Below are 25,312 nucleotides of genomic sequence, written 5' to 3'. Positions count from 1 at the left end.
CTGCCCGCAGCCGTCGGCGCTCCTTCTGTCCCCAACCCTCCACCACCGCGCTCAAAACCGACCGGGGCCCCGCTCGAAACCCGCTCGCCCCTCCCTCACGCGCACCTGCCGGCACCCTCTGCGAACTCATCTGAAACATTTCTCCCGGCCCATCGCGTCTGTGACGTGCAGGCCGACGGAAAGGCGCGAGGGGTGGGAATGAGAAGGTCCCGGACATCGTCCCGGACAGACGACTTCATGGAGTTCGCCGACGAGCGGGCCGGGCATCTGCACCGCTCGGCGTGCCTGCTCACCAGCGGTGACACTCACCTCGCCGAGGATCTGGTGCAGGAGACGCTCAGCCGGATGTACACCATGTGGTCGCGCATGGTCCGGATCGACAACCCCGCGGCGTACGCCCACACGGTTCTCGTCCGCACCTTCCTGACACACCGACGGCGGTACTCGACGGGCGAGCGCCCGCTGGCCGACCTGCCGGAGGGCACGGTACATCGAGGCTGTCCGATCGCGGCCGCTCGTCCGGTCGGGTGATGCGCCGTTCCGGCAGAGGTACGCCGGCCGGGTCCTCGCGCGCCACGGAGCGCGGTGACGGCAGTGCCGTTCCGCTCGACGCTGGCCGGCCACGCGTCGAACGGATCGGGCGCACTCGGCGCACGCGTACGCGGTGACGCACCAGCGTCACCGCGGCCTTCGGCGTGCCTCAGGACGCCTTCGCCGCCGCCGGTTTCGCCCCTCCGCTCCGGCCTGCGCCGGTACCGCTCCGACCGGGCTTGGCGGCCACCTTCTTCCGGCTCTCCGACTGCTTCGCCGGCGCGTCCGCGCGCGGTGCGGCGGCCCGCGCCCGAGCGGTCGGCCATGTGAACTCGAGTTCCAGCTCGACCTCCCCGTCGCCGACCTCGACCTCGATCTCGGTGCGCAGGTCGTCGGGGATGCGCAGGCTCAGCGTTCCAGGACCGAACTCCAGCTCCACGTCTCCGCCCTCCCTCAGCGCGTCCGCGAGCGCAGAGAGCTGGTCGGCCGCCTCCATACGTGACAGCGAGCGCTTCTGCTCAAACTTGAGGTCCTTCATGAACGCCTCCGATCCGGCATGAACTACACATAACGCCAATTCTGGGGTCATGTGCGGCATCGGACATCCGGTGCGGCCGCACCGGGACGCCGATCAGTCCACCGGATGCCCCGGTTCGATGGCCAGGGAGTCCGCGAGCCTCAGCAGCGGACGGCCCCCGGCCCCGTCCCGCCCCTGGTCCCCGCCCCGCTCCCCGGCCCCGCCCCGCGCACCCGACCGCAGCGGCTCCAGGACGAAGCCGACGTGGTCCCCCGCGTCCATCCGCTGATCGATCCTGCCGACGAACCACGCGTCCGCGTCCTGGAGGACGACGGCGCCTTCGCACCCCTCCGTCCAGCGTGTCCGCGCGAACTTGTCCACCCGGTCGCCGGTCTCGCCCCCGAACAGCGCGGCCAGTGCGAACTGTTCGGGCGTCAGCAGATGCACGGCGAGGAACTCGGCGGAGCGGGCCACCTGATAGGTCCGGTTCACCTTCGACAGCCACACCGCGAACCGCACCGGCCGCATCGAGCACTGGGAGGCGAAACCCACGAGACAGCCCGCCCGCTCGCCGTCCGCCGCGGCCGTCACGACGCACATGTCGGGGTTCAGCCGGTCGATGAACGCGTCCATGTCCGTCATGCTCATGCCCCTCCGACAGCCGTCCGGGATCCGGCCTCGCGCCGGCCGAGATCCTGGTTCCCGTCGGCCGTCCGCTTACACGGCACACGTCCGCCGCCATCACTGCGGGCCGAAATCCTCCCCTCCCCCGTCTCCCTCGCGCCCGCCCACCGGAACGGCCGCAGCTGCACGAAAAGCCACCGAAGTCTTCCCCGCGGACTGCCCCGAAGGGCTTGAGACGTGCCGCCCGGCCGATCCACGCTGGTGGGAACGAAGCCGACGAGACACCTCCGGAACCCGGACGATGTCACGTGACCGGCGCCTGAAGAGGAAGCACACGGACAGACGGACATGGTGCGCAGAGCAGAACAGGACCCGATGTCCGCGTACGCGGGGCAGCAGTCCGCCCGGCGGCCGACCGTGCCCGCGGCACCCGGCGTGGCGGCCCGTGTGTGGGCCGAGCTGTCCGACCGGGGTCTCGCCACCCGAGCCGACGCGGACACCATCGCCGTGCTGCAACGGACCGCGGGCAACGCGGCGTTGAACCGGACGGTGGGCTCAGCGGCCGACGGACGGAGCAGTGGCCCGGCCGGCTCCGCACGCCCTGTGGTCCAGCGGATCAGCACCGTGCCCGGCGGCAGCTACCCGACCCACCGCGAGGAGGGCGACCGGGGCCCGCACTTCATGGAGCAGGAGCAGGAGGCCCGGGTGGTGGCGGGCAGCGGTGCGGTGCTGGGCCCGCCCGGCGTCCCCGAGCGCATCCGCTACCCCGCTCGTGAGGTCAAGCCGGCCGAAGCGGGGCTGCGGGTCGCCGACGACGGCACGCTCGCCGTGCTCGACAAGGACGAGCCGAAGGAGTTCTACGCCGTCCAGCAGGTCGTCGACGACGCCAACGCCTCCCTGGACACCGCGGGCAGCATCGTGCGCCTCGCCCTCCAGGGCAGGAGCATCACCGTCGGCGGACGGCAGCTCTCCCGGGTGCAGCCGGTGCTCGCGCAGGCGACGCAGCAGTCGGCGAGCGAGGAGTTCGTCTCACTGGTGCGCAGCACCTGCATCACGGTGGCCTGCAAACTGATGGGCTCCAGCCGGGACAAGACGAGCCGGGTGGTGCTCGGGGGCGGGGCCGCGGGCTTCGACATCACCCCCGGCTCCGAGAGCGATCCGCGCATCAGCAGCCTCGCCGGTCAGATCGCCTCCTCGCCCGACGGCGGCCTGGACGTGCCCGGGGCGGTGGAGGCGGCCGGGGCCAGGGACCGGGCGGCGCCGGACAACGGGAAGGTGTACGGCGAGGCCGTCAGGGACGGCGGACGGGACGCGACCGCGGCTCGGCTGGGCGTCAACCAGCACGCGTCGCCCCGCGTCGGCGAGGGGTACGCGATCTTCAGCATGGCCGCCGAGGACCAGCGCGACCACTCCGTGCAGCCGCCCGCGGCCCGCGGCGACAACGTCTGGGGCTACCACTTCGCGGCCGTCGTCGCCTCCTCCCTGGACGGCAGCTGCCGGGTGACCCTGGAGAACTACGCGCGCAACGACTTCGACAGGGTCGCGCGCGAGGAGCTGTACGACAGGCTCTACCAGCGGGCGAAGAAGTCCGGCGGCTGGTTCAGCGCCATCAGCGCGCTGCAGGAGACCGACGACCAGCAGGCGTTCAAGAACAAGTTCGACGAAGTGATGCGCAGGCTGTGCACGGACCCCGAGATCAAGGCCGTCCAGGGCCTGCCGCGGCGCAGGCTCCAGGAGGACTTCGAGGACCACACCGGCCGGGCCTGGTTCTTCCGCGTCTACGGCGGCGGTCCGGGCGAGAGCTTCCACGAACAGCAGTCCGCCTCCGGCTACTTCAACAATCCGCTCACCGTACGGGTCGCCAGACCCTGACCGGCGGACACGGACCGCCGGACGCGGGCCCCCGGCCCGGTGCCCCACGACCTGGTGGACGACGTGTTCTCGCCGGGCCCCGACACTCCCGCCCCTCTGGACGCCTGGCTGGCCGAGGGCGCCGCCGAACTGACCGGCGCTCTCCTCGACGCCGGCCCCGACGCCCCGGTGTGGACGGTGGCCCCCGGTGGCACCGCACGCTTCTGGGCCCGGCGGATGACCCACGAGACGACGCTGCACGCCGCCGATGCCGCCTTCGTCACGGGCAGCCCGTTCGCCGTGCGCGAGGATCTGGCCCGGGACGCCCTGGACGAGTGGATGGGCTTCGGGTCGCTGCCCCGGGTCCTGGAAGCCGCCGGGCCGGACGCCCCGCCGCTCACCGGCCCGGGCCGCACCCTGCACCTGCACGCGACCGACACCGGTCAAGCCGAGTGGCTGGTGGACCTCACGGCCGAGCCGATCGCCTGGAGCCACGCCCACGAGAAGGCCGCCGTGGCGGTGCGCGCCCCGCTCACCGACCTCGTGCTGCTCCTCTACGGCCGCCGCACCCCGGCCGACCCGTCCGTCGAGGTGCACGGCGACACCGCCCTGCTGACCCGGTGGCTGGAACGATCCGGCTTCTGGCTGCGCAAGCAGGGCCGTCGGGGCGGGCACGTCCCCGACCTGGTGCGCGCGGAGGACGCGGACGCCACGCCCGTCCCGCCGCCCGCCGTTCCCGACACGGTCGCCACGGCCCCGGGGATCCACCACCCCGTCCCTGCCCGGCGTCGGATCGCTCCCCGCCCCGGGCCGGGCCCGGCCCGCGTGCCCTGGTCGTCGCGCGCGGCGGCAGCGGCGGGGACCGCGCGCCTCGCTACGCGCCGCCGTCCGGCAGCGGCGGCGCGGCCCCGGCCGGGTCCGCCGCCCCCGGGGACCCGTCGGCGTCACGGCCACCGGCCGGCCGCAGTGTCACCGCGGCCACCGCCCCCGCGAGGCCGCCGAAGGTGAGAGCGGCCGGGATACCGCTGCCGAGGTTCGAGAACAGGTGCACGGGACCCCACACGTCGACGGTGTCGTCGACGGCCATGTGCAGCACCTGGCTCGCCAGCAGTCCCCACACCGTCGCGCAGATCGCGCCCACCACCATCGCGGGCGCCGTCGTACGGGTCAGCAGGCCCGGCAGCAGCCGCAGTGCCCACCACACGACGACCAGCACGAGCGCGTCGGCGGCCCGGTACACCAGCCAGTCGCCGAGCTGTCCGGCCGCCGGGCCCGTCCACGCGCCGAGCAGCAGCCACTGCCGCAGCAGGTCGCCGGGCTCGGACAGCAGGCCGCCGCCGCCGAACGAGGTCTGGATCCGGGCCGCCACCGACTGGTACGAGAGGACCACCAGCGACAGCGCGACCACCGCGGTCCCGGCACTCGCGGCCAGACGGGCGGCGCGCGGCGGCACACTCCGCAGGGGCGGCGGCTCCGCGCCCTTGAGGGTGAGACGCGCGACGAGCACGGTGAGCAGGGCGGTCAGCAGCCCCACGAGGACCGTGACCGGCCCGCTCGACGCGATCACGCCCGCCAGCTGGGGCAGGAACCGGTAGCTGCCGCGGCCCCGGGACGCGATCAGCCAGGGCGCGGAGACCGTCACGGCCAGGGTCGCGGCGACCGGGCCCCAGGCCCACAGCGCGAGCAGCGCGGCCGGCGTACGGCGCTGCGCCGGCGGGATCCGGTGCACCAGCAGCAACGCCCCGGCCAGGAAGAACACGAAGACCGCGACGAACCTGATCTGCAGGGCGGTGCTGTACAGATCGGCGTACCGGGTGCTTCCGGCCGAGGCCGGGTCGCCGCTCGCGGTCCCGTCCGCCGCCCGACCGGCCGGAGGGTCGTACGACCAGGGTGAGAGCCAGCGCCGGAGTTCGTTCACGGACTCGATGCCGAACACTTCGGAGCTGCCGCGCAGCTCGAGTGCCTGCTCGGTCGCCCCCGCCCACCACAGCAGTAGTGTGATCAGCAGACCGCCGGTCAACGCCGGTATCACCGCGCGCCGATATGTCATGGTGCCGTCCCCCGTGGTGATGCTCTGTCGGTGAATCAGGTGTGTGTTCGAACAGCCGAAGAGTAGGGGGTGGTGATCGGTTGCGGCACGGACCCGGGCTCCCGGCCCGAGCAGCCGACCCGGCGCCGAGCGGACCGCGGTCCGGTCGGACGCCTGTGCGGTGGGCCTCCCCCGCCCGCGCCGGGGCCGCGTCACCGGGCCTGGGTGCGTGGGTGATATGCAGGTGGGTGGTGACGTGGTGAGGCATCCGGCCGGGCGTTGCGTAGGTGTGGCGGATGCGAGATGGTTGCCGGAAGGCAATCTTCACAATCGACAGAGAGGTGGTGGGGCGCGCGCGATGCGTTCCCCCGGCTTGTGACATCTACTCCAGGTACCTCTGGCAGTTCACGTATGGGCGTCGGCACCGCGTGGAGCGACGCCCCCTACCCTGTGCTCGTCGCCGACCGCGGCGGGGACGTCGTCGAGACGAACGAGGCCGCGCGCAGCCTGCTCCTCGATCCGACCGAGGAAGGTGTGGCGGCCGCGGGCCTGCCGCACTGGCTCGCCGAGGCCCATCACCGTCTGACGACGACCGGAACGCCGTCGGACGCCGTCTCCGGCGCCGTGGCCGGCCGGACGTTCGCGGCGCACCCCTCGCCCACCGAAGGCGGGGACGTGGTGTGGTGGCTGGTGGAGAACACCGATCTGCGCCTGGCGGAGCAGGCGCTGCACAGTGAGCGTGAGCGAGCCGCGCTGCTGTCCGAGATCTCCGGTGCGTTGCTGTCTTCGCTGAACGTGGACCGGTGCACGGAGGTGACGGCACGGATGGCCGCTGATCATCTCGCTGACGCGGCGGTCATCGTCGCGCCCTCCCGAGGGCGCCGCCACGCGCTGACCTACGCGCAGGTGGGCGGTGACGTCACGCAGGTCATGGTGCCTATAGACGCCGGGTCGGTGCCGGGACTCGCGGAGGCGCTCCGGGGTTTCCCGCCGGTCCCCACGCGATGGATCGACCCGGACGACCTCCCGGGCTGGGTGGTCCCCCCGGGTTTCGACCGTCCGATCGGGTCGGTGATCGTCACTCCGCTGCCCGGGCACGGGATGCCGGCCGGGGTGCTGATCCTGCTGCGGTCCAGCACGCACCGGGCGTTCACCGACGGCGAGGAGGTCTTCGCCCGGCTGTTCGCCGCGCGGGCAGGAGCCGCGCTGTCCGCGGCGCGCCTCTACGCCGAGCAGGCGTCGATCACGGCCACGCTGCTGCGGGAGCTGCTCCCGCCGCGGCTGGAGCGGGTGCACGGCGTCGAGTACGCCGGGGCCTACCGGGCGTCACAGGACCACGAGCGGGTCGGAGGGGACTTCTACGACGTCCATCCCGGTGCGCGCCCCGCCGACGAGACGTTCGTCATCCTGGGCGACGTGGCGGGCAAGGGGCTGGAAGCCGCCGTCCTGACCGGGAAGATCCGCAGCGTGCTGCACGCGCTGCTGCCCCTGTCCGGTGACCACCAGCAGGTGCTCGGCCTCCTCAACGGCGCGCTGCTCAACTCCCACCACACCCGGTTCGCGACCCTGGTGCTGGCCTCCGTGCGACGGCACTCGGAGGAGGTGCGGCTGCGGCTCACCAGCGCCGGACATCTGCCACCGCTGATCGTCCGCGGCGACGGCCGGGTGGAGGAGGCCGCCACCAGCGGCACGCTCGTGGGGGCGCTGCCCGACATCCAGCTGCGCGGCGTCGACGTGGTGCTGGCGCCCGGGGAGACCTGCCTGCTGTACACGGACGGGATCACCGAGGCCCGCGGCGGCCCGCTGGGCGATCAGCTCTACGGCGAGGCGAGGCTGCGCGAAGCCCTGCGCGAGTGCGCGCGGATGCCGGCGGAGGCGGTCGTCGAGCGTGTGCAGATGCTGGCCGCGCAATGGCTGGAGAGCGACCGCCACGACGACATGGCCACGCTGGCGATCACCAATCCCGTCGGCGGCCACGACACGACGCGGACCGGGAACGGGCTGGAGAGCCGCCCGCCGCACCGGGAGGAGCTGTGATGGCGGGCGGCGGAGTCGACACGACCCTGCGGGGGCTGTCGGACCGGCTGTGGACCGCGGTGATCGGCCGGGACGAACCGGCCGCGCTGCGACTGGTGGCCGACGCGGCCGACGCCGGAGCCGACAGCGAGGCGCTGCTGCTGGACGTCGTCGCCGGCGTGCAACAGCGCGTCGGCACGGAGTGGGCCGCCAACCGCATCAGCGTGGCCGAGGAGCACGCGGCCAGCGCGATCACCGACCGGGTCATCGGCGCCCTCGCCCACCACCCGGCGCCGGCGCCCGCCCCGCCCGGACGAGGGCGGGTCACCGTGGCCTGCGTGGACGGCGAATGGCATGCCCTTCCCGCCCGGTTCCTGGCCGAACTCCTCACCCTGCGCGGCTGGCGGGTGGACTTCCTCGGCGCCCGCACCCCCACGCCGCAACTGATCGCGCACCTGCATCGGACCAACCCCGTCGCCGTGCTGCTGTCGGCGTCGATCCCCACCCATCTGCCCACGGCGCACCAGGCGGTCACCGCCGTGCAGTCCCTGGGCATCCCCGTGATGGTCGGCGGCGCGGCCTTCGCGGCCGACGGCCGCTACGCCCGCCTCATCCAGGCCGACGCCTGGGCCCCCGACGCCCGCGCCGCCGCGGACCTCCTGGCGCGGGGCCTGACCGGGCACCGGGCGCAGCAACGGCAGCAGATCGACGACCTGCCCCATCTCGCCGACCAGGAGTACACCTTCATCAGGCAGAGCCGCGCGGTCCTGGTCCGGCAGTCGCTGGCCGGCATGGAGGACCGCTGGCCGGCCATGCGGTCGTACACCACGGCCCAGCGCGAGCGGACCGCGGAGGACCTCGCCCACATCGTGGACTTCCTGGCCACCGCCCTCTACGTCGACGACGTGGCCCTGTTCACCACGTTCACCACCTGGACCGCGGACATCCTCACCGCCCGCCGTGTGCCCGCCGCCGGTCTGCGCCTGGGACTGGACGTCCTGGCCGACCAGCTGCACGACTTCCCCCGCGCCCTCGGCTTCCTCAAGGCCGCCGCCGACACCCTCCCCGCGCTGCCCACCGGCTCCGGCACCGGCTCTGCCCCGGGCCCTGGAACCACCGCATGACCCCCTACCCGTCAGCCGATTTCGCCCTGACCGTCCAGGCCGCCGACGCACGGACGCTGCGCCTGGCGATCCACGGATACCTCGACTACGACACGAGCGACGAGTTCACCCCCACGGTGGACAGGCTGCTGGACGCGCACGCCGGGCAGCACGGGCCCGCGCTGCGCCACCTGCATCTGGACTGGACGGATCTCACCGCCTTCGACTCCAGCGGACTGTCCGCCCTGCTCGGCCTGCGCCGCCGCACCCACCCAGCGGGCATCACCCTGCATCTGCACCACCAGCCCGACTACTTCACCCGCCTGCTCGAAGTCACCGGCGTGAGCGACCACCTGACCCAGCACGCGACCGCGTCGTAGGCCGCCTGCCGCCGCCCGCACACGGCACGGGTGCGCTGCCTCGGCCGTAACAGGGCGCGGCCCGCACCCTTCGGGGGTGCGGGCCGCCGGTGTCAGTGGCCGGATCCGTGCCGGCCGCCCAGTTGGTCGCGGTGGCGCGGATCGCCCAGGAACGTGTCCGGGTCGAACACGGGGGCCGACTTGGCCTGCTCCTTCGTCCGGGTCAGCTGCACGATGCGGGCGTCGTGGTCGATGCCCAGGACGTCGCCCGACGGGATCACCACGTCCTTGCCGAGTACCCACAGGCCGGTGTGCACCACCAGGAACCGCGGGCCGAGGTCCCTGGAGTACTTGCTGACCTTGCCGACGTGACCGTCCGTGGCGTCGACCTGGTATCCGGTCAGGTCGTCGTCCGGGGTGTGGCCGGCGGTCGGCACGTGGTGTGCGGGGTGTTGGCTCACGATGTCCTCCCTGTCGTCCTGCTCTTGCTGGTGCCCGCTCAGCCGCGGGACAGACGTGCGGGAATCATCGAGGCCCATGTCACGGGGTCACGCGGTCCACACCCGTTCGGCGTAATCGAGGAAGTTGCGGCCCATGATCTTCTCGATCCGGCCGGAGGAGCAGCCGCGCCGTTCGAGGAGCCGGATCAGCTCGCGGAACTGGTCCACGCCCCGCAGGTCGACGACGAACGGATAGGTGTCCGCCCGTTCGCCGGCCGCGGAGACCCCGGCCTCCTGGCGCTGCGCCACGTGCTCGGCCAGCCGGGCCCGGTAGGCGTCGAGGTCGTCGATCGCGGTGACGGGGCCGTCGGTGCCGATGCCGACGTGGTCCTCGCCGCAGACGTTGACGGCGTGCACGATGTGTTCGACCACGTCGGCGGCGCGCGCGTGCCCGGTGGGGCTGAGGAACGGCATGAAGTAGATGCCGACGAAGCCGCCGCGGGAGGCCACCAGGCGCAGCTCCTCGTCGGTCTTGTTGCGGGGCAGGTCGGTCAGCGCGCGGCACCCGGTGTGGTTGATCGACACGGGGACGCGGGAGTGCGTGGCGGCGTCCAGGCAGGTCCGCTCACCGCTGTGCGAGAGGTCGACCATGAGGTGGTGGTCGTTGAGGGCGTCGACCACCTCGCGTCCGAACGCGGTCAGTCCCGTGCCGGACGGCGCCGACGAGCCGCCGCCGAGAAGGTTGGCCTGGTTGTAGGTCAACTGGACCACCCGCACGCCGCGTTCCGCGAAGGTGGCGATCCTGTCAGGGTCGTTGCCGACGGCCACCGCGTTCTGGAAGCCGTAGATCACGCCCACGCGTCCGTCCCGGGCCGCCGTGCGGATGTCCGCGGCGCAGGTGACCTTCAGCAGGTCGTCCGGGTGACGGTCGATGATGCCGTCCCAGACGTCGATCTCGTGCAGGGTGTGCTCGTAGGGCGGCAGGTCGCCCATGACATAGCCCAGGGTGATGTTGACGGCGGTCAGGCCGGAGGCTCGCGCGTCGGCCAGTGTCCGGGCGTCGACGGTGTACTGCTCGCTCGTCGGGTTGAGGTCTCCGGCCGCTTCCAGCGACTGCGGGGCGTTGGGGTTGTCGAGCTGTCCCAGCGCGTTGACGATCAGGGGCGTGCCGGTCAACGGGACTCCCGGGTCAGGGTGGTGGCGTAGGCGGCGCGCGGGAAGCGGCGGCCCCGCTTGACGGTGAGGGTGATGGTGCGCAGGTGGTCGATGTCGGCCAGCGGGTCCCGCGCGAAGACCGCGAAGTCGGCCAGCTTGCCCGGCTCGACGCTGCCCGTCAGGTGCGCGGCGCCCGCGCTGCGGGCGCCGACGAGCGTCGCGGAACGGAGCACCTCCGGGGCCGGGATGCCGCACCGCTTCACCAGGAAGGCGAGTTCCTCGTACAGGGCGGGGAACGGCTCGCCGGGGGCGGTCTCGTAGTCGGTGCCGGTGGCCAGCGCCACGCCGGCCCGGTGCGCCTGCGCCGTGAGGGCGATCGCCAACTCGGTCTGCCGCCGGGCGCGTTCGGCGCTCTCCGGGTCGTCGCCCGCGAGCTCGTCGCTCGTCCACATGCCGGCGGTCGCGTCCAGGACGACGTCCTGCTCGCGCATCCGGGCGAAGAGCGCGTCGAGGCGCGGGTCCCGGCCGGTGACCAGGCTGTCGTGATCGACGGCCGGCTTGTCCTTGTAGGTGGTCAGCGGCTCCCTGGCGGCCTCGTGGGCCAGCAGGGTCACATGCGAGACGGTGTCCACGCCGGCCGCGACGACCTCGCCGGGCGTGGCGGGGAACACGGCCGCGTGCGCCCAGACCGGGATGCCCTGCCGGTGCGCCTCCGCGGTGACGGCGGCGACGAGGTCCGCGTCGAGATCGGCGTAGACCTTGATGGCCGAGGCGTAGGTCCCCCGGGCCAGGGCCACCGCCAGCGGGAGGTCCGTGGTGTCGGTGACGGCCTGCATCCAGGGCACGTGGCCGGGCACGGCGCCCCGGGTCACCTGGTGGGTGCGGGGGTCGTCGAAGAAGCCCGGGCCGGCCATGAGGGCCGCGTAGTGGATGTCCGGGGCGGGGATCTCGCCCACCAGCGCGGCCCGCGCGAGGTCCCCGACCTGCCGCAGGTCGTCCGCCATGTCCCGCACGGCCGTGACCCCGCTGTGGACGAGGCGGCGCAGAACCGCCTCGGCGGCCGGACGATCGGGCGGAGTGGCGAGGTGCTGGTGTGCGTCGACGAGGCCTGGGGTGACGAAGTGACCGGTGAGGTCGACGACCTCGGCGCCGTCGGCGAGGGCGGCCGTCACGTCCGCCGTGTCCGCGACGGACCGGATCACGGAGCCGTCCACGACGAGCGACACGGCGGGGCGGGGCGCGCTGCCGGTCCCGTCGAACAGCGTGAGGCCGCGGTAGACCACCAGTTCGCCGGCCTCGGGCGGCGCGAAGGGGGTCGCCGCCCCGGAACTCTCGTTCGTCAAGGTCACCACTCTCGATCTGTTACGCTCTACGTAACAACACTCTCGCTGCTCGAAACAAGCGGTACCCTACCCCCGAATCCCGGCGCCGGACACGACCGCCGGGACAGCCAGTCCGTCACCGGGAAGGGATTTCGATGCCGCAGGCGACGCACGCCCCGCGAACGGCCGTGGACAAGGCGCTGGACCTGGTGGAGGCCGTCGCCCGGGCCCCCAGGCCGCCGCGGCTCACCGACCTCGCCGACGAGGTCGGGCTGCACCGGGCCACCGCCTACCGCGTCCTCGTGGACCTGGTCCGCCGCGGCTGGGTCCTGCGCGTCGACGACCGCTACCTCCCGGGCACGGCCGTCCTGCGCCTGTCGGCCCGGGCGGCGCACGACTCGCTGACCTCGCTGGCCCGCCCGGTGCTGGAGGATCTCTCCGCGCGCACCGGCATGATGGTCAACCTCCAGGTCCTCGAGAACGACGGCTCCCGGGTGGTGGACGTGATCCGCCCGGACCGGCTGGCGATGATCAGCACGCTCCGGGACGAGGCACTGCCCGTGCACCGGTTCGCCGGGCCCCTCGCCCTGGTGGCCGCCCTGCCTCCGCAAGCACGCGGCCCCTACCTGGAAGCGGCCCGCGGGGCCGGGCACCCCCTGGAGGGCGACGCGGGTCTGCTCGCCGCCCTCGAGCGGACCGAGGCCGAGGGATTCGCCGTCGAACACGGCCGCAACGAGCAGTTCGTCGCCTCCCTGAGCCGCGCCGTCGTCCCGGTTCCCGGAGCGCCCGTGTGCGCGGTCACCGTGGTCGGCCCGGACGCCGAGATCGACGCACCCCGGATGCGCAGACTGCGGGAGGAACTCGCCGCGGCGGTGGACACCCTGTGCGGCCTGCTGTCCGGCCCGGGCCAGGCGGGCGGCGCGTGAACGACGTCCTCGTCCTGGACCGGGCGGCCACCGCGGCGGCCCTCGACCCGCGCCGCCTGATGGCCGCCGTGTCCGACGCGCTCGTCGCCGTCGCCCGGGACACGGTGTCCGCGCCGCCCCGGACCGCGGCCTTCGCGCCCGGCGGTCTGCTGGGCGCCATGCCCGGACACGTGCCGGGGCTCGGCCTCGCGGCGAAGCTCGTGTCGGTGTTCGCCGACCCCGCCCACCCGGGACGCAGCACCCACCGGGGCATCGTGGCCCTCTTCGACCCCGAGGACGGCCGTCCCCTGGCCTTCATGGACGCCGAACCCGTGACGGCCTGGCGCACCGCGGCAGCGGCCACGCACAGCGCCTGGACCCTGGCCCGGCCGGGACCCGTCGTGGTCGTCGGCACCGGCGCCCAGGCCCGGGCCCAGGTCTGTCTCCTCGCCGCGCTCCGCCCCGCCGACCCCGTGACCGTCGCGGGCCGCGATCCCGCCGCGGCCCGCGCGCTGGCCGCCCTCCACCCGGCGGGCCGTGCCGCGGACGGCATCGAGACCGCCGTACGCGAGGCGTCCACCGTCTACTGCTGCACCGGCGCGACCCGCCCCGTGCTGCGCCGCCCGTGGCTCGCCCCGGGCACCCACGTGAGCTCGGTCGGCGGCTCCCACGGACCCGAACTCGACGACGACACCGTCCGGGACGCCGCGCTCTTCACGGAGTGGCCCGGCGCCGCCGCCACTCCCCCGCCCTCCGGCGCCCACGAGTTGCAGGGGCTGCCCGGGGACCGCGACGTCGTCCTCCTCGGCTCCGTCCTGTGCGGAGAGGCCCCGGGCCGGACCTCGCCGGACCAGCTCACCGTCTTCAAGTCCACCGGCCACGCCGCCCTGGACGTGGCCGCCGCGCACGTCGTCCACCGCACGGTCACCGCCCCGCGGACGAACGAGCCGGCCCACGGGGACCCGGCCCCCTGACGACTCGGCACCGAAAGTCGCCGCACCCCCTCGGGACCCTCCCGGCATCCGTTCGACCGATTCGACCCGCGCTGCCCGGCAGAGCACCGCCGTGCCCCCTCGCCACACCCGCCACTTCCACAACATCCGAGGTCAGAGCCCCGCAGCGGCCCTCACCAGGGAGTTCACGGAAGTCTCTGCGCGCGGTCCGACACCCGCATAGCGTGCGGTGACCCGAACACACGAACCGCTTCCCCATGTCCGCGCGGTCCGCACCTCTTGGGGCCCACGACCCAACAGGAGATTTTGGGATGTCCTCCGACAGCTCCGGCTTATACCCGGCGCGCCACCGACCCGGACTGCACTCCTCCCCCGCCGTGACCCCGCAGTGGGCCGCCCCGCCGGACGGGACGCGCCTGCCGGACCGTGCGCGGCCGTGGCCCGCCAGGCACCGCGACCTCCGCCGGCTGCGCCGGGCCTGCCGCTGGCAGCGGCGCGTCGCCACGTTCGCCGCACTCGGCTACTTCGCCGTCTTCCTCACCCTCACCGTCGAAGCCCCCGCCGTCATGACCCGCCCCGCACCGGGCGGCCTGCCCACCGGGCTCCTGCTCGCCCTGGTCCAACTGCCCGTCACCTGGCTGGCCGTGCTCCTCTACGAGTACACCGCGCGCCGGTACGTCGACCCGCTGGCCCGGCGTGTGCACCGCGGACCCTCCCTGGTCCCACCCGAGGAGCCACGGCCGTGACGGACTTCGACGGCTCCGCGCAGTCCTGGTCCCTGGTGGCGTTCTCCAGCGTCGTCGCCCTGACGCTCATGCTGTGCGTGCTCACCGGTCCCGACCGCGACGACCTCGCCGAGTTCTACACCGGCTACCGCTTCCTGTCGCCCCTGCGCAACGGCCTCGCCATCGCCGGCGACTACATCTCCGCCGCCACCGTGCTCACCATCGGCGGCGTCATCGCGCTGTGCGGCTACGACGGTGTCGTACTGGCCCTGAGCACCCTGCTGTCCCTGCTGCTCCTGATGGTCCTGCTGGCCGAACCCCTGCATCACACCGGCCGGTTCACCATGGCCGACGCGCTCGGCAGACGGCTGCCCGGCCGCGCGGTGCGCGTCACCGCGTGTCTGGTCACCCTCGCCTCGCTGGTGCCGATGATGGTCGTCCAACTGGCCGGAGTGGGCCAGTTGCTGGCGTACGTCCTCGGCTTCTCCGACAGCGCCATGCGGACCGGCTGCATCGTCGGGGCGGGGACCCTGATGATCAGCTACGCGGCCATCGGGGGCATGCGGGGCACCGCACTGATCCAGATTCTCAAGACGGTGATCCTGCTCGGGTCCGGCCTGGTCGTCGCCGGACTCATCCTGCACACCTTCGGCTGGAGCCCCCGGACGCTGTTCCAGGCCGCCGCCCACGGCAGCGGCGCCGAGCAGAACTTCCTGCGCTACGGCCTCCAGTTCGCCAACGGGCCGCATCGCGGCCTCGATATGGTGAGCACCCAGTGCGCCATCGTGCTGGGCGGCGCGTGTCTGCCGCACGTCACCATGCGCATGTACACCGCGGGCAGCGCTCCCCAGGTTCGCCGGGCGATGTCCTGGGCGATCTCGACGGTCACCCTTTTCATCGCCGTGATCACCGTCATCGGCGTGGGGGCCACGGCCCTCATCGGACGCGCGGGCGTCGCCGGCGCCGACCCGCGCGGCAACACCGCCTATCTGCTGGGTTCGCGCGCCGCGTTCGGGATGCACCTCTCCCGCCCGGAGAGCCTGCTGTTCGCCACCGTCACCACGGCGATCTTCCTGACCCTGCTGGCCTCCGTGGCCAGCATGACGCTGGCCTGCGCCAACTCCCTGGCCCACGACATCGCCGCCGCCCGTCCGAACGTCCCGCCGCTGCGCGAGATGGCCCTGGCGCGCCTGGCCGCGCTGGCCGTGGGCCTGCCCGTCATCCTGCTCGCCGTCATCGCCCAGCACCGCAGCCTCCAGCCGCTCGCCACCCTGTCCTTCTGCCTCGGCGCGTCGGCCATCGCCCCCGCCCTCGTCTTCAGCCTCTTCTGGCGGCGCTTCACACGGGCCGGGCTGCTGTGCACGCTCATCGGCGGGTCGGTCAGCGTGCTGGTCCTGATGACCGGCACCAACCTCGTCTCCGGCTCTCCCGGATCGGCGTTCCCGGAAGTCGACTTCAACTGGTTCCCCTTCACCACCACGGCTCTCGTCTCGGTACCGGCGGGCTTCCTGTGCGGCCTGCTCGGCACCGTCCTGTCCGGCAGAAGGGCGACGGCACGGGAACGGGAGCGCTACGCCGCCATGGAAGCCGTCCTCCTCGCCGGACCGCCGAGCCCCAGAGCCCGCTGACCGGACCGCCGAGCCACGAGCCCCCTGAACCGGCCGGGGCCGGGCCGCCGGCCTCTACATGCCACGCGGCCGGGAGCCGGCACGCGCGGGGCGCGGCGGGCCGAAGGCCGGGCGCAGCCGTGTCCCCGGGCCGAGCATGATCGTTACTCCCGTTGCCGAACGGCCACCACCGGGTGAGCCCGTCGGCGTCCACGCATGGGTGCCTCCGTCCGGGGCGCACACGTCAGCGGAGAGGAACAGCAATGGTGAGCGGCTGGATCACCGTCGGTCTCGGCACCGCCGCCGCGCTCTGCCCCCTGCCGGGCGCCGGTGGACCCGCGGTCGTCGTCGACACCACCCCCACCACCACGCACGTGGTGGTGTGTTCGGCCGACGGCTGGGTCGAGATCGACGCACCCTCCCGACAGCGCCCCGCAACTCCCTCGGCGCCTCGGCCGACAGCACGGCCACCGCGCACGCCGGTCCCTTCGGCACCTGGACAGGAGGTGGCGCCATCACCTCGCCCCGCCGACGCCCCAGCGGCTCCCCGGTCACCGACCCCGGTCCCCGGGCACGCCGAACACCGGGTCCCCGCACCCGTGGTGCCGCCGGAGCCGCGGGCAGAGCCCGAAGCCGTCGTCGCCGGCCCGCCCGACCCGGCCCCGGCACCCGCTCCGGCGACCCGTGCCGCGCCCTTCCGCTGGGTGCCCCGCTTCCCCTACGGCGGCGGGTCGGCACGTCCGGCGCCCGCGGGTCTGTCCACGACGATGACCACCGTCGTGATCACCACGCCGGCCATCCTGGCCGCCGCCGCGCTCCGTCCGGGCTCCCGACGCCGCAACGGCGGCTGACCCACCCACGGGCCACCGCCCCCGGCCTCCGCAGCTCGCTCGTCCCCCCGTCTCTCCCCCGCTCATCTGCTCATCTGCTCTCTGCTCTCTGCTCATCCTGGAGTCCTGCTGTGCCGGAATGGCTGATCTACACCCTGGCCTGCGCGCTGGTCTGCGCCTTCGTGGTCGCCGCCACCGTGATGCGCCATCGTCGCGTGGCGGACGAGGACACCTCGCAGACACCCGACGTGCTCGAGTACATGGTGATGATGGTCGGCGTCGTCTACGCCATCGTCCTGGGCCTGGCGATCGCCGGCGTCTGGGAGGCTCGCGGCGCCGCCGAGGACACCGTGCAGCGCGAGGCCCAGGCGCTGTACGAGATCGACCAGCGTCTGGACGTCTACCCCGCCGCCTTCCACACCCGGGTCCAGCAGCACATCGACGCCTACGCCCGGCACGCCGTGACCGCCGAGTGGCCGGCCATGGAGGACGACGCTCCGATCGACGCCACCGGGGGCCGGCTGCTGACCCGCATCCGCAGCGACATCGCACACCACACGCCCACCGACGAACTCCAGGCCCAGGCCTACCAGCCGCTCCTCGACCAGGTGGCCGCCGCCGACGACGCGCGCCACCAGCGCCTCGACAGCGCCGGCAGCACCCTGCCGGGGGTGGTCTGGTTCGGCCTGATCGCCGGCGGGATCGTCACGCTGGGCCTGCTCTACGCCCTTCAGATCCGCCGGTCCGCGCGGGAGTTGATGCTGGCCACCGCGTTCAGCGCCCTGGTGGTCTTCCTGCTCTTCATGGTCTGGAGCTTCGACGCTCCCTTCGGCCACTCCGGCACCGACTCGGCTCAACCGCTCCAGGAGCTGTTCGCGCGCACGACCTGACGTCCGTCACGGGACGGAGGACCCCTGGAACGGCGGAGACGACTGGGACCGCCCCGGCGCGGAGCCGGGCTCGGTGAAAGCCTGCCGGCCGTGCACGATCAACTCGCGCACAGCCGGGTTGTGCGTGCTCTTCCAGACCAGGGCGAGCACCGCCGGCGTCTCGACGTCGTCGACGAGGCGGGCGGTGAGCCGGTCACGGTAGCCCGCTGCCATCGACTCGCTGAGAACCGCGACGCCCAGACCACGCGCGGCCAGGTCGGCGATCGCGTCCGCGGCACTGGCCTGCAGCGCGATGACGGGTTGCAGGCCCTGTGCGGCACAGGCCCGGTCGAACACCGTGCGCAGGCCGGTCCCGGGTGGCATACAGACGACCGGATGGGCCACCACGTCGCGCAGCCCGATCCGCCGCCGCCGCGCCAAGGGATGCCCCTCGGGCACTGCCGCGACAAGCCGCTCGCTGATGACCGTCAGCGAGTCCAGCCCGTCCGGGGCGGCATCCGCGGTACCGATGAGCGCCAGATCGACGGCGTCGGCCCGTACTCCCTCGACGAGCCTGTCGGAGTTGTCCTCCAGCAGTGAGATCTCCACGCCCGGGTGGACCTCGTGGAACGCGGCGAGGGCGTCGAACAGCGGGGTGAGCGTGCAGCCGGTGACCATGCCGACCGTGACCCGGCCGCGGATCAGACCGGTCACCTGGCCCACCACCTGGCCGACCGCCTCGGCCGCGGCGAGTGCGGCGCGGGCGTGCTCAAGCGCGGCGCTTCCCGCGACAGTCAGGGTGACGGCACGCCCCGACCGGTCGAACAGCTCGGCGCCCAGTTCCCGCTCCAACTGGCGGATCTGGGCGCTGACGCCGGACTGGCTGATGTGGACCCGAGCGGCCGCCCGCGTGAAGTTCCGCTCTTCGGCGACCGCGACGAAGTACTCCAGCTGCCTCAGATCCATGACCACAGATTCTAGCTCTCAGCAGAACCATCTGTTGGACTTCTGATCGGCGGGCGACAAGGCTGGAGAGCACCGAAGCCGGACATCAGGAGGGCCCGTGCAGAACGAATCCAGGCCAGAGCGATCCGCACGAGAGGACGCTGTGCAGGACTACGAGAAGGCCGTGCGGCCCGAGGACATCACCCGTTTGTTCGTCGAGCGGTCCAACGCGGGCGACGCCGCCGGGGTCGCCGCCCTGTACACGGAGGACGCGGTGATGGCCTATCCGCCCGGGCAGCTGACGGTGGGGCGGGATGCCATCCGGGCGCTGTGGGAGAAGGTGCTGGCCGGCCGCCCCCACTTCGCACCGGAACCACCGCTGCCCACGCTGATCAGCGGCGACATCGCCCTGACCGCCACTCCGCCGAGGGACGGGGCCGGCGCCCGGGCGCAGGTCGTCCGGCGCCAGCCCGACGGCACCTGGCTGCGCGTGCTCGACCAGCCCGAGTTCACCCGACCCGGCGCCGACCGGACACGAGGCGTCGATCCCCGTCCGGAAACCGCCGTCACGCAGGCGACCTCCTCGGGCGGCTGACCGACCGCGGCGCGCGTTCCGGCGCGCCCGGTCGCTCGGCTCGCCGTACCCGCGGACTGCCTCGGGTCACGTCCCGGGACCGTCCGCGACGGCCTCGGTGGTCGAGGGCGCGCATCGAGCACCACGCCGCCGGGCGGCAGGAGTTCGGCCATCGGCACAACCTACGTCCCGCCAAAGGCCGTTCGTCCGATCGCGGCCCTCGTCCCGGTGCCCGACGCGGACCTCGCCGAGGCGGACACCCCCTCATCGCCTGATACGCCCGCTGACGCTCCCTGGTCCGGCCACCGGCCCCTCCACACCGCCGTGCCGCACGAGCCCTCCCCCGGCAGGACGACCGTGCGCAAAGCACCGCGAGCGCGTGCGCGGGCGACCGGCCGAGGACGGGCGGACAGGCGAATTGACCCACGATCCCGACCACCAAATGCACCCTGTCACCGGTCTATCGGCTCTCTAGAGTCGTAGTCATGACGAAGACGAACGAGACCACGCAGACCGCTCAGACCGCTCAGACCACGGACTTCGCCCCGGTCCTCACGCGCGGCGCCGAAGCCGAGACGACCCGCGATCCCAGCAGTGTCATGACACTGCTCGCCGACTCCGGTCACACCGGAGGGCGGCTCACCAGCTACCGGTCGTCGTTCGCCGAAGGCGCGGTCGGGGCGCCCGCCCACCTGCACACCAAGGCGTCCGAGGCGTTCTTCGTGATCGACGGAGCACTCCAGGTCCTGGTGGGTGAGGAGATCGTCGTCCTCGAGGCGGGCGACTTCCTCGTGGTGCCACCGCACACCCCGCACGCCTTCGCCGCGGCGCCCGGCAGGACGGCGGACGTGCTGTTCGTCTTCACCCCGGGCGCCGACCGCTTCGACTACCTGCGGCTCCTCGGCCGGGTGATGCGCGGCGAGGCCGACCCGCAGGAGATCAAGGACTCCTCGGAGCGGTTCGACAACCACTACGTCGACAGCCCGGCATGGCGCGAGGCTCTCGCCGCACGCGGCTGAAGTGCGGGAGTGGCTGATCATCAGGTGCAGCTACCGGGGAACGGTCCGGTCCGACAGCCGGGTGGACGACGTCGACCTCGCACCCCTGGCCGGGACGGACGCCGGACCGACGTGCGGGAACCGTCCGGTCGGCCGTCGCACGGCGGACCGGCGTAGACGCCCTGGACGACCGCACAGCGAAGGGGCCCGGCGATGCCGGGCCCCTTCTTCTCGTAGCGGGGACAGGATTTGAACCTGCGACCTCTGGGTTATGAGCCCAGCGAGCTACCGAGCTGCTCCACCCCGCGTCGGTGATGCCACTCTACACGTGGTCCGCGGGGCGGTGCGGTGCGGCCGTCTCAGCCGCGGACGATGTTCTCGGCCTGCGGGCCCTTCTGCCCCTGGGTCACGTCGAAGGTGACCGGCTCTCCCTCCACCAGTTCCCGGTAGCCGTTGCCGGAGATGTTGGAGTAGTGGGCGAAAACGTCCGGTCCGCCGCCGTCCTGGGCGATGAAGCCGAAGCCCTTTTCGGAGTTGAACCACTTCACGGTGCCGCTGGCCATGCTGGTCGTCCTTCGATTCTTGCCGAGAGGTCCCGGCTGGTCTGTGTGCGGGGCCGTCCACGACCGGAAGGCACCCGGCGTTCGTCCTACCCCGTCGACGGCCCGGTTATCCGACTTATCTGCCGAACGCGGCAAGGAATGTGCCGGAGCCCGGCGCGGCACACCCTTCTCGCACCCTTCGCGGCTTCCCGCGCCTTTCGTCCGGGCGACCTGGGTCACCCGGTGGGGCGGAGCACGGATGCCGCAGGGGCGTGCCGCCATTCCTTGACGATCTCTAGAGGGAAGGCGGGACATGATCGCCGGCTGCCCGGCAACGCGGGGGAAGTGACACGTATCGGACTGGTGTTCCTGACTCTGCTCGTCGCGCTCGCCGCGGGCGCTGCCGCGACGGCGACTTCGCCGTGGTGGTGGTCGGCCGCCGCGCCCCTCCTCGCGCTGGGTCTGTTGGGGGCATGGGACCTGACGCAGCGGCGGCACTCGGTGCTGCGCAACTATCCCGTGCTCGGGCACGCCCGGTTCCTCCTGGAGAAGATCCGCCCGGAACTGCAGCAGTACTTCGTCGAGCGGAACTTCGACGGCCGCCCCTTCGACCGGGACACCCGCACCATCGTCTACGAGCGGGCCAAGGGAACCGACGCCGAGCAGCCGTACGGGACCGAGCGCGACGTCTACCGCCCCGGCTACGAGTTCCTGGTGCCGTCGATGGCGCCGTGCCCGGTGCCGGAGACCGCGCCGCGGGTGCGGATCGGCGGACCCGACTGCGACCGTCCGTACGACATGGCGCTGCTGAACGTGTCGGCGATGAGTTTCGGCTCGCTCTCCGCGAACGCGATCCTCACGCTGAACGGGGGTGCCGCGGCCGGGGGTTTCGCCCACGACACCGGTGAGGGCGGCCTGTCGGAGTACCACCTGCGGCCGGGCGGCGACCTCGTCTGGGAGATAGGCACCGGCTACTTCGGCTGCCGGACGGACGACGGCGACTTCGACCCGGCGGAGTTCGCCGACAAGGCCGCGCACGAGCACGTGAAGTGCGTGTCGCTCAAGCTCTCGCAAGGCGCGAAGCCGGGCATCGGCGGGGTCCTGCCCGGAGCGAAGGTCAACGCCGAGATCGCGCGGGTCCGGGACGTGCCCGAGGGCCGGACGGTGATCTCGCCGCCCTACCACCGGGTGTTCTCCACGCCGCGCGAGCTCGTGCGCTTCGTCGCCGGGATGCGGGAGCTGTCGGGTGGCAAACCGACCGGTTTCAAGCTCTGCGTCGGGTCGCGCCGGCAGTTCCTCGCCGTGTGCAAGGCGATGCTGGCCGAGGGCACGGCACCGGACTTCATCGTGGTGGACGGGGCGGAGGGCGGGACCGGGGCGGCGCCCCTGGAGTTCGCCGACCACGTCGGCACCCCGCTCACCGAGGGGCTGCTGACCGTGCACAACGCCCTCGTCGGCGCGGGTCTGCGCGATCGGGTCAGGATCGGGGCGAGCGGCAAGATCGCGACCGGCACGGACCTGGTCAAGCGCATGGTGCAGGGCGCCGACTACGGCAACGCGGCACGGGCGATGATGTTCGCCGTCGGCTGCATCCAGGCGCAGCGGTGCCACACGAACACCTGCCCCACCGGTGTCACCACGCAGGACCCCCGCCGGGCCCGCGCGCTCCACGTCGGCGACAAGACACTGCGTGTCCGACGCCTGCAGGAGGCGACGGTGGCGAGCGCGTTGCAGATCATGGCGTCCATGGGCGTCACCGATCCCGCGCAGCTGCGCCCCCACATGCTCCGCCGGCGCATCGACCCCCGCACCGAACGCTCCTTCGAGGAGCTCTACGAATGGCTGGCGCCCGGGCAGTTGCTCGCGGAGCCGCCCGTCTCCTGGGCGGCCGACTGGAACGCCGCCGACCCCGACCACTTCACCGTCTGATCCGGAGGATTTCGTGGCCCGAACCGTCGCACGCGTCATCGTGGACGCGCTGAGCGAACTTGGCGTGCGCCAGGTCTTCGGCGTCGTGGGTGACGCCCTCAATCCGCTGACCGACGCCATCCGCACCACCGACGACCTGGAGTGGGTGGGGTGTCGGCACGAGGAGGCGGCGGCCTTCGCCGCGAGCGCCCAGTCCCAGCTCAGCGGCACCCTGGGCGTGTGCATGGGCACCGTCGGCCCCGGCTCGGTGCACCTGCTCAACGGGCTCTACGACGCGGCCAAGAGCCATACCCCGGTGCTGGCGATCGCCGGGCAGGTCCCGCTCGCCGAACTCGGCAGCGACTACTTCCAGGAGGTCGACAACGACGCGCTCTTCAGCGACGTGGCCGTCTTCCGGGCCACGATCACCTCGGGCGACCAGCTGCCGCAGATGCTGGAGACGGCGGTGCGCACCGCGCTGGGCCGCAAGGGCGTCGCCGTGCTGACCGTCCCCGGTGACCTGGGGGAACGGGAGCTGACAGCGGACCGGCCGGCCCGGTTCTCGCTGAACGCCCCGCTGAGCCGACCGGACGAGTCCGCCGTCCGGCGCGCCGCCGAACTGCTCGACCGGGCGCGGCGGGTCACGCTGCTCGTCGGGCGGGGAGCCCGTGCCGCGCGCGAGGACGTGCTGGCCCTGGCCGACCGGCTTGCCGCGCCGATGGTGCTCACGCTGAAGGCGAAGGAGGGCTTCGAGGGCGACGCCAATCCGTTCCAGGTCGGCCAGACCGGGCTGATCGGCAATCCGGCGGCGGCGTCGGCGCTCCAGGACGCGGACACGCTCCTGCTGCTGGGCACCGACTTCCCCTACCGGGACTGGTATCCGGAGGGCCGGACCGTCATCCAGGTGGACACCGAGGCCGCGCACATCGGCCGCCGGGTGCCCGTGGAGGTGGGGCTCGTCGGTGACACGGGGGCCACCGTCCGGGATCTCCTGTCCCAGCTCGACGCCCCGCCCGCGGGGAGCGAGGGCGCCCGCGACCGCTCGCATCTGGAGGAGGCCCGCTCCCGCTTCGAGCGGTGGCGCGAGGGTCAGGCGCGGCTGGCCGACCCGGCCCACGACAAGGGTCTGGTGGGCCGTCTGCGGTCCGCGCTGGACAACCGGTCCGGCGACATCCGCCCGGAGGCGCTGGCCGCCGTGGTGGACCGCCTCGCGGACGACGACACGGTCTTCACCTCCGACACGGGCATGGCCACCGTGTGGCTCTCGCGGTTCGTCGAGATGCGCGACCGACGGCAGCTGATCGGCTCCTACAACCTCGGCTCCATGGCCAACGCCATGCCCCAGGCCCTCGGCGCCCAGTGCCTGGACCGGAACCGGCAGGTCGTCGCCTTCTGCGGGGACGGCGGCCTGAGCATGCTCCTCGGCGACCTCATGACGCTCAGGACGAACCGGCTCCCCGTCAAACTCGTGGTCTTCGACAACCGGCGGCTGGGCATGGTCAAGCTCGAACAGGAACAGGCCGGGCTCCCGGAGTTCGGCACGGTGCTGGACAATCCCGACTTCGCGGCCGTCGCCACGGCCATGGGCATCACCGGCATCCGGGTGACCGACCCGGCCGACCTGGAGAAGTCCGTACGCCGGGCCTTCAGCACCCCCGGACCGGTGCTGCTGGACGTGCTGACCAACCCGGACGAGATCGCCGTCCCGGCCAAGCCGACCGTCTCCCAGGGGTGGGGGTTCGCGGTGGCCAAGGTGAAGGAGGTCGTGCGCAGCCAGGGGGACACCGACGCGTCCTGACGGCCCGGCAGACGGCCGCGGATCCACGGCCGTGCCCGCCCCGGAGCGAGGTCCTCGCGGCGCTCCGGGGCCCGGCGGCACAGTGGGACGGCACGACCCGGTCCGGAAGTCCGGCCGGGCCGCCCCCGCCGAAGGAGTCCCCCATGGAGTACCCCGACCTGTCGGCCCTGACTGCGGAGCTGCGGGAAGCCGTCACCGCGCGCGGTTCGCTCAACGTCTTCCGCATGATCATGCACTCGCCCCGTCTGGCCCCGGGCCTGCTGGAGACGGCCGACGCGATCCTGCAGCGCAACTCACTCCCCGACGGGCTGCGCGAGCTCGCCGTCGTGCGCGTCGGCCGCGTGTACGGCGCGGCGTACGAGGTCCACCACCACGAGCACATCGGCCGTCTGGTCGGCCTGGGCCGGGCCGCGATCGCCGCGGCCGCCACCGGATCCGCGGAGGGGCTGTCCCCGCAGGAGGCGGCGGTCCTGCGCTGCACGGACCGCCTGCTCGCCCGGCACACCCTGAGCGACGCCGAACGCGCGGAGGTCCTGCAGTTCCTGACGGTGGGGCAGCTCTCGGACCTTGTCATCACGGTCGGCTTCTACCAGCTCGTCAGCACCTTCCTGAACACCTTCGGCGTGACGACCGAGGGCGAGACCAGCCCGTACTGAGCCGGGTCGGTCCTGCTCGCTCCCCCGTGCGTACAAGTGCGGCAGGTGGACGACG

At 73.0% G+C, this 25,312-nt stretch carries 22 protein-coding genes, 1 tRNA gene and 3 pseudogenes; 17 read left to right on the top strand and 9 right to left on the bottom strand.

Going from position 1 to position 25,312, the window contains the following annotated elements; all coding sequences use genetic code 11:
- Nucleotides 1–237 precede the first annotated feature (237 nt).
- Nucleotides 238–483, top strand: a pseudogene (locus J2X68_RS04550) (sigma factor); the annotation flags it as partial.
- A 217-nt stretch (nucleotides 484–700) separates the two neighbouring features.
- Here the strand turns inward: J2X68_RS04550 and J2X68_RS04545 are convergent.
- Together J2X68_RS04545 and J2X68_RS04540 are read right to left on the bottom strand one after the other, a co-directional pair.
- Nucleotides 701–1,069 (bottom strand): amphi-Trp domain-containing protein, encoded by a 369-nt coding sequence (locus J2X68_RS04545; RefSeq protein WP_310431109.1) that lies wholly within the window; start codon nucleotides 1,067–1,069, stop codon nucleotides 701–703.
- 93 nt (nucleotides 1,070–1,162) lie between these two features.
- Nucleotides 1,163–1,690: a flavin reductase family protein gene (locus J2X68_RS04540; protein WP_310431108.1), complete on the bottom strand. Its 528-nt coding sequence runs from the start codon at nucleotides 1,688–1,690 to the stop codon at nucleotides 1,163–1,165.
- A gap of 330 nt (nucleotides 1,691–2,020) precedes the next feature.
- On the opposite strand from J2X68_RS04540, the gene J2X68_RS04535 reads away from it, so the two are divergent.
- Nucleotides 2,021–3,544, top strand: a complete 1,524-nt coding sequence (locus tag J2X68_RS04535) for a hypothetical protein (protein WP_310431107.1) — start codon at nucleotides 2,021–2,023, stop codon at nucleotides 3,542–3,544.
- A gap of 39 nt (nucleotides 3,545–3,583) precedes the next feature.
- A pseudogene (locus tag J2X68_RS04530) lies at nucleotides 3,584–4,129 on the top strand (maleylpyruvate isomerase family mycothiol-dependent enzyme); the annotation flags it as partial.
- Between the two features lie 268 nt (nucleotides 4,130–4,397).
- On the opposite strand, the gene J2X68_RS04525 reads toward J2X68_RS04530, so the two are convergent.
- Nucleotides 4,398–5,573: a hypothetical protein gene (locus tag J2X68_RS04525; RefSeq protein WP_310431106.1), complete on the bottom strand. Its 1,176-nt coding sequence runs from the start codon at nucleotides 5,571–5,573 to the stop codon at nucleotides 4,398–4,400.
- A 390-nt stretch (nucleotides 5,574–5,963) separates the two neighbouring features.
- Here J2X68_RS04525 and J2X68_RS04520 point away from each other — a divergent pair, with 390 nt between their 5' ends.
- The 3 genes from J2X68_RS04520 to J2X68_RS04510 are packed head-to-tail and all read left to right on the top strand — an operon-like array spanning nucleotide 5,964 to nucleotide 9,051.
- Nucleotides 5,964–7,589, top strand: coding sequence for a PP2C family protein-serine/threonine phosphatase (locus tag J2X68_RS04520; protein WP_310431105.1), 1,626 nt, complete (start codon nucleotides 5,964–5,966; stop codon nucleotides 7,587–7,589).
- Nucleotides 7,589–8,692, top strand: coding sequence for a cobalamin B12-binding domain-containing protein (locus J2X68_RS04515; RefSeq protein WP_310431104.1), 1,104 nt, complete (start codon nucleotides 7,589–7,591; stop codon nucleotides 8,690–8,692). Before J2X68_RS04520 ends, J2X68_RS04515 begins: the two co-directional genes overlap by 1 nt.
- On the top strand, nucleotides 8,689–9,051 hold the full coding sequence (locus tag J2X68_RS04510; protein ID WP_310431103.1) for an STAS domain-containing protein: 363 nt from the start codon (nucleotides 8,689–8,691) through the stop codon (nucleotides 9,049–9,051). The genes J2X68_RS04515 and J2X68_RS04510 overlap by 4 nt, the downstream gene beginning before the upstream one ends.
- A 92-nt stretch (nucleotides 9,052–9,143) precedes the next feature.
- Here J2X68_RS04510 and J2X68_RS04505 read toward each other — a convergent pair whose 3' ends face one another.
- The 3 genes from J2X68_RS04505 to J2X68_RS04495 form a co-directional block, all read right to left on the bottom strand.
- Nucleotides 9,144–9,491 (bottom strand): PRC-barrel domain containing protein, encoded by a 348-nt coding sequence (locus J2X68_RS04505; RefSeq protein WP_310431102.1) that lies wholly within the window; start codon nucleotides 9,489–9,491, stop codon nucleotides 9,144–9,146.
- Between the two features lie 87 nt (nucleotides 9,492–9,578).
- Nucleotides 9,579–10,646, bottom strand: a complete 1,068-nt coding sequence (locus J2X68_RS04500; RefSeq protein ID WP_310431101.1) for a membrane dipeptidase — start codon at nucleotides 10,644–10,646, stop codon at nucleotides 9,579–9,581.
- On the bottom strand, nucleotides 10,643–11,974 hold the full coding sequence (locus tag J2X68_RS04495) for an amidohydrolase family protein (protein ID WP_310431361.1): 1,332 nt from the start codon (nucleotides 11,972–11,974) through the stop codon (nucleotides 10,643–10,645). The genes J2X68_RS04500 and J2X68_RS04495 overlap by 4 nt, the downstream gene beginning before the upstream one ends.
- Nucleotides 11,975–12,102: 128 nt before the next feature.
- On the opposite strand from J2X68_RS04495, the gene J2X68_RS04490 reads away from it, so the two are divergent.
- The 6 genes from J2X68_RS04490 (at nucleotide 12,103) to J2X68_RS04465 (ending at nucleotide 17,857) form a co-directional block, all read left to right on the top strand.
- Nucleotides 12,103–12,873: an IclR family transcriptional regulator gene (locus J2X68_RS04490; RefSeq protein WP_310431100.1), complete on the top strand. Its 771-nt coding sequence runs from the start codon at nucleotides 12,103–12,105 to the stop codon at nucleotides 12,871–12,873.
- The gene (locus tag J2X68_RS04485; protein WP_310431099.1) at nucleotides 12,870–13,826 is read left to right on the top strand and encodes an ornithine cyclodeaminase family protein; all 957 of its coding nucleotides are present in this window, start codon (nucleotides 12,870–12,872) and stop codon (nucleotides 13,824–13,826) included. Before J2X68_RS04490 ends, J2X68_RS04485 begins: the two co-directional genes overlap by 4 nt.
- A 290-nt stretch (nucleotides 13,827–14,116) precedes the next feature.
- A complete protein-coding gene (locus J2X68_RS04480) occupies nucleotides 14,117–14,551 on the top strand; it encodes a DUF485 domain-containing protein (protein ID WP_310431098.1) in 435 nt (144 codons plus the stop codon).
- A complete protein-coding gene (locus J2X68_RS04475; RefSeq protein WP_310431097.1) occupies nucleotides 14,548–16,158 on the top strand; it encodes a cation acetate symporter in 1,611 nt (536 codons plus the stop codon). The genes J2X68_RS04480 and J2X68_RS04475 overlap by 4 nt, the downstream gene beginning before the upstream one ends.
- Before the next feature lie 242 nt (nucleotides 16,159–16,400).
- Nucleotides 16,401–16,988, top strand: coding sequence for a hypothetical protein (locus J2X68_RS04470; protein WP_310431096.1), 588 nt, complete (start codon nucleotides 16,401–16,403; stop codon nucleotides 16,986–16,988).
- A 110-nt stretch (nucleotides 16,989–17,098) separates the two neighbouring features.
- On the top strand, nucleotides 17,099–17,857 hold the full coding sequence (locus J2X68_RS04465; protein WP_310431095.1) for a hypothetical protein: 759 nt from the start codon (nucleotides 17,099–17,101) through the stop codon (nucleotides 17,855–17,857).
- A 6-nt stretch (nucleotides 17,858–17,863) separates the two neighbouring features.
- Here the strand turns inward: J2X68_RS04465 and J2X68_RS04460 are convergent, their stop codons facing one another.
- A complete protein-coding gene (locus tag J2X68_RS04460) occupies nucleotides 17,864–18,802 on the bottom strand; it encodes a LysR substrate-binding domain-containing protein (protein ID WP_310431094.1) in 939 nt (312 codons plus the stop codon).
- A gap of 142 nt (nucleotides 18,803–18,944) precedes the next feature.
- Here J2X68_RS04460 and J2X68_RS04455 point away from each other — a divergent pair.
- Nucleotides 18,945–19,307: pseudogene (locus tag J2X68_RS04455) on the top strand (YybH family protein); the annotation flags it as partial.
- A 533-nt stretch (nucleotides 19,308–19,840) separates the two neighbouring features.
- Nucleotides 19,841–20,374, top strand: a complete 534-nt coding sequence (locus J2X68_RS04450; protein WP_310431093.1) for a cupin domain-containing protein — start codon at nucleotides 19,841–19,843, stop codon at nucleotides 20,372–20,374.
- Between the two features lie 213 nt (nucleotides 20,375–20,587).
- Here J2X68_RS04450 and J2X68_RS04445 read toward each other — a convergent pair.
- Nucleotides 20,588–20,661, bottom strand: a tRNA-Met gene (locus J2X68_RS04445).
- Nucleotides 20,662–20,712: 51 nt separating this feature from the next.
- Nucleotides 20,713–20,916, bottom strand: a complete 204-nt coding sequence (locus tag J2X68_RS04440; protein ID WP_009192932.1) for a cold-shock protein — start codon at nucleotides 20,914–20,916, stop codon at nucleotides 20,713–20,715.
- Between the two features lie 324 nt (nucleotides 20,917–21,240).
- On the opposite strand from J2X68_RS04440, the gene J2X68_RS04435 reads away from it, so the two are divergent.
- From J2X68_RS04435 to J2X68_RS04425, 3 genes are all read left to right on the top strand, one after another.
- Nucleotides 21,241–22,824 (top strand): FMN-binding glutamate synthase family protein, encoded by a 1,584-nt coding sequence (locus J2X68_RS04435; RefSeq protein ID WP_310431092.1) that lies wholly within the window; start codon nucleotides 21,241–21,243, stop codon nucleotides 22,822–22,824.
- A 13-nt stretch (nucleotides 22,825–22,837) separates the two neighbouring features.
- Nucleotides 22,838–24,601 (top strand): thiamine pyrophosphate-dependent enzyme, encoded by a 1,764-nt coding sequence (locus tag J2X68_RS04430; protein WP_310431091.1) that lies wholly within the window; start codon nucleotides 22,838–22,840, stop codon nucleotides 24,599–24,601.
- A gap of 143 nt (nucleotides 24,602–24,744) precedes the next feature.
- On the top strand, nucleotides 24,745–25,257 hold the full coding sequence (locus J2X68_RS04425) for a carboxymuconolactone decarboxylase family protein (protein WP_310431090.1): 513 nt from the start codon (nucleotides 24,745–24,747) through the stop codon (nucleotides 25,255–25,257).
- Nucleotides 25,258–25,312 lie beyond the last annotated feature (55 nt).

Source organism: Streptomyces sp. 3330 (assembly GCF_031456635.1).
Taxonomy (GTDB): Bacteria; Actinomycetota; Actinomycetes; order Streptomycetales; family Streptomycetaceae; genus Streptomyces.
Note: the sequence above shows the minus strand (reverse complement) of the source record. Positions and strands in the feature narration are given on the sequence as shown.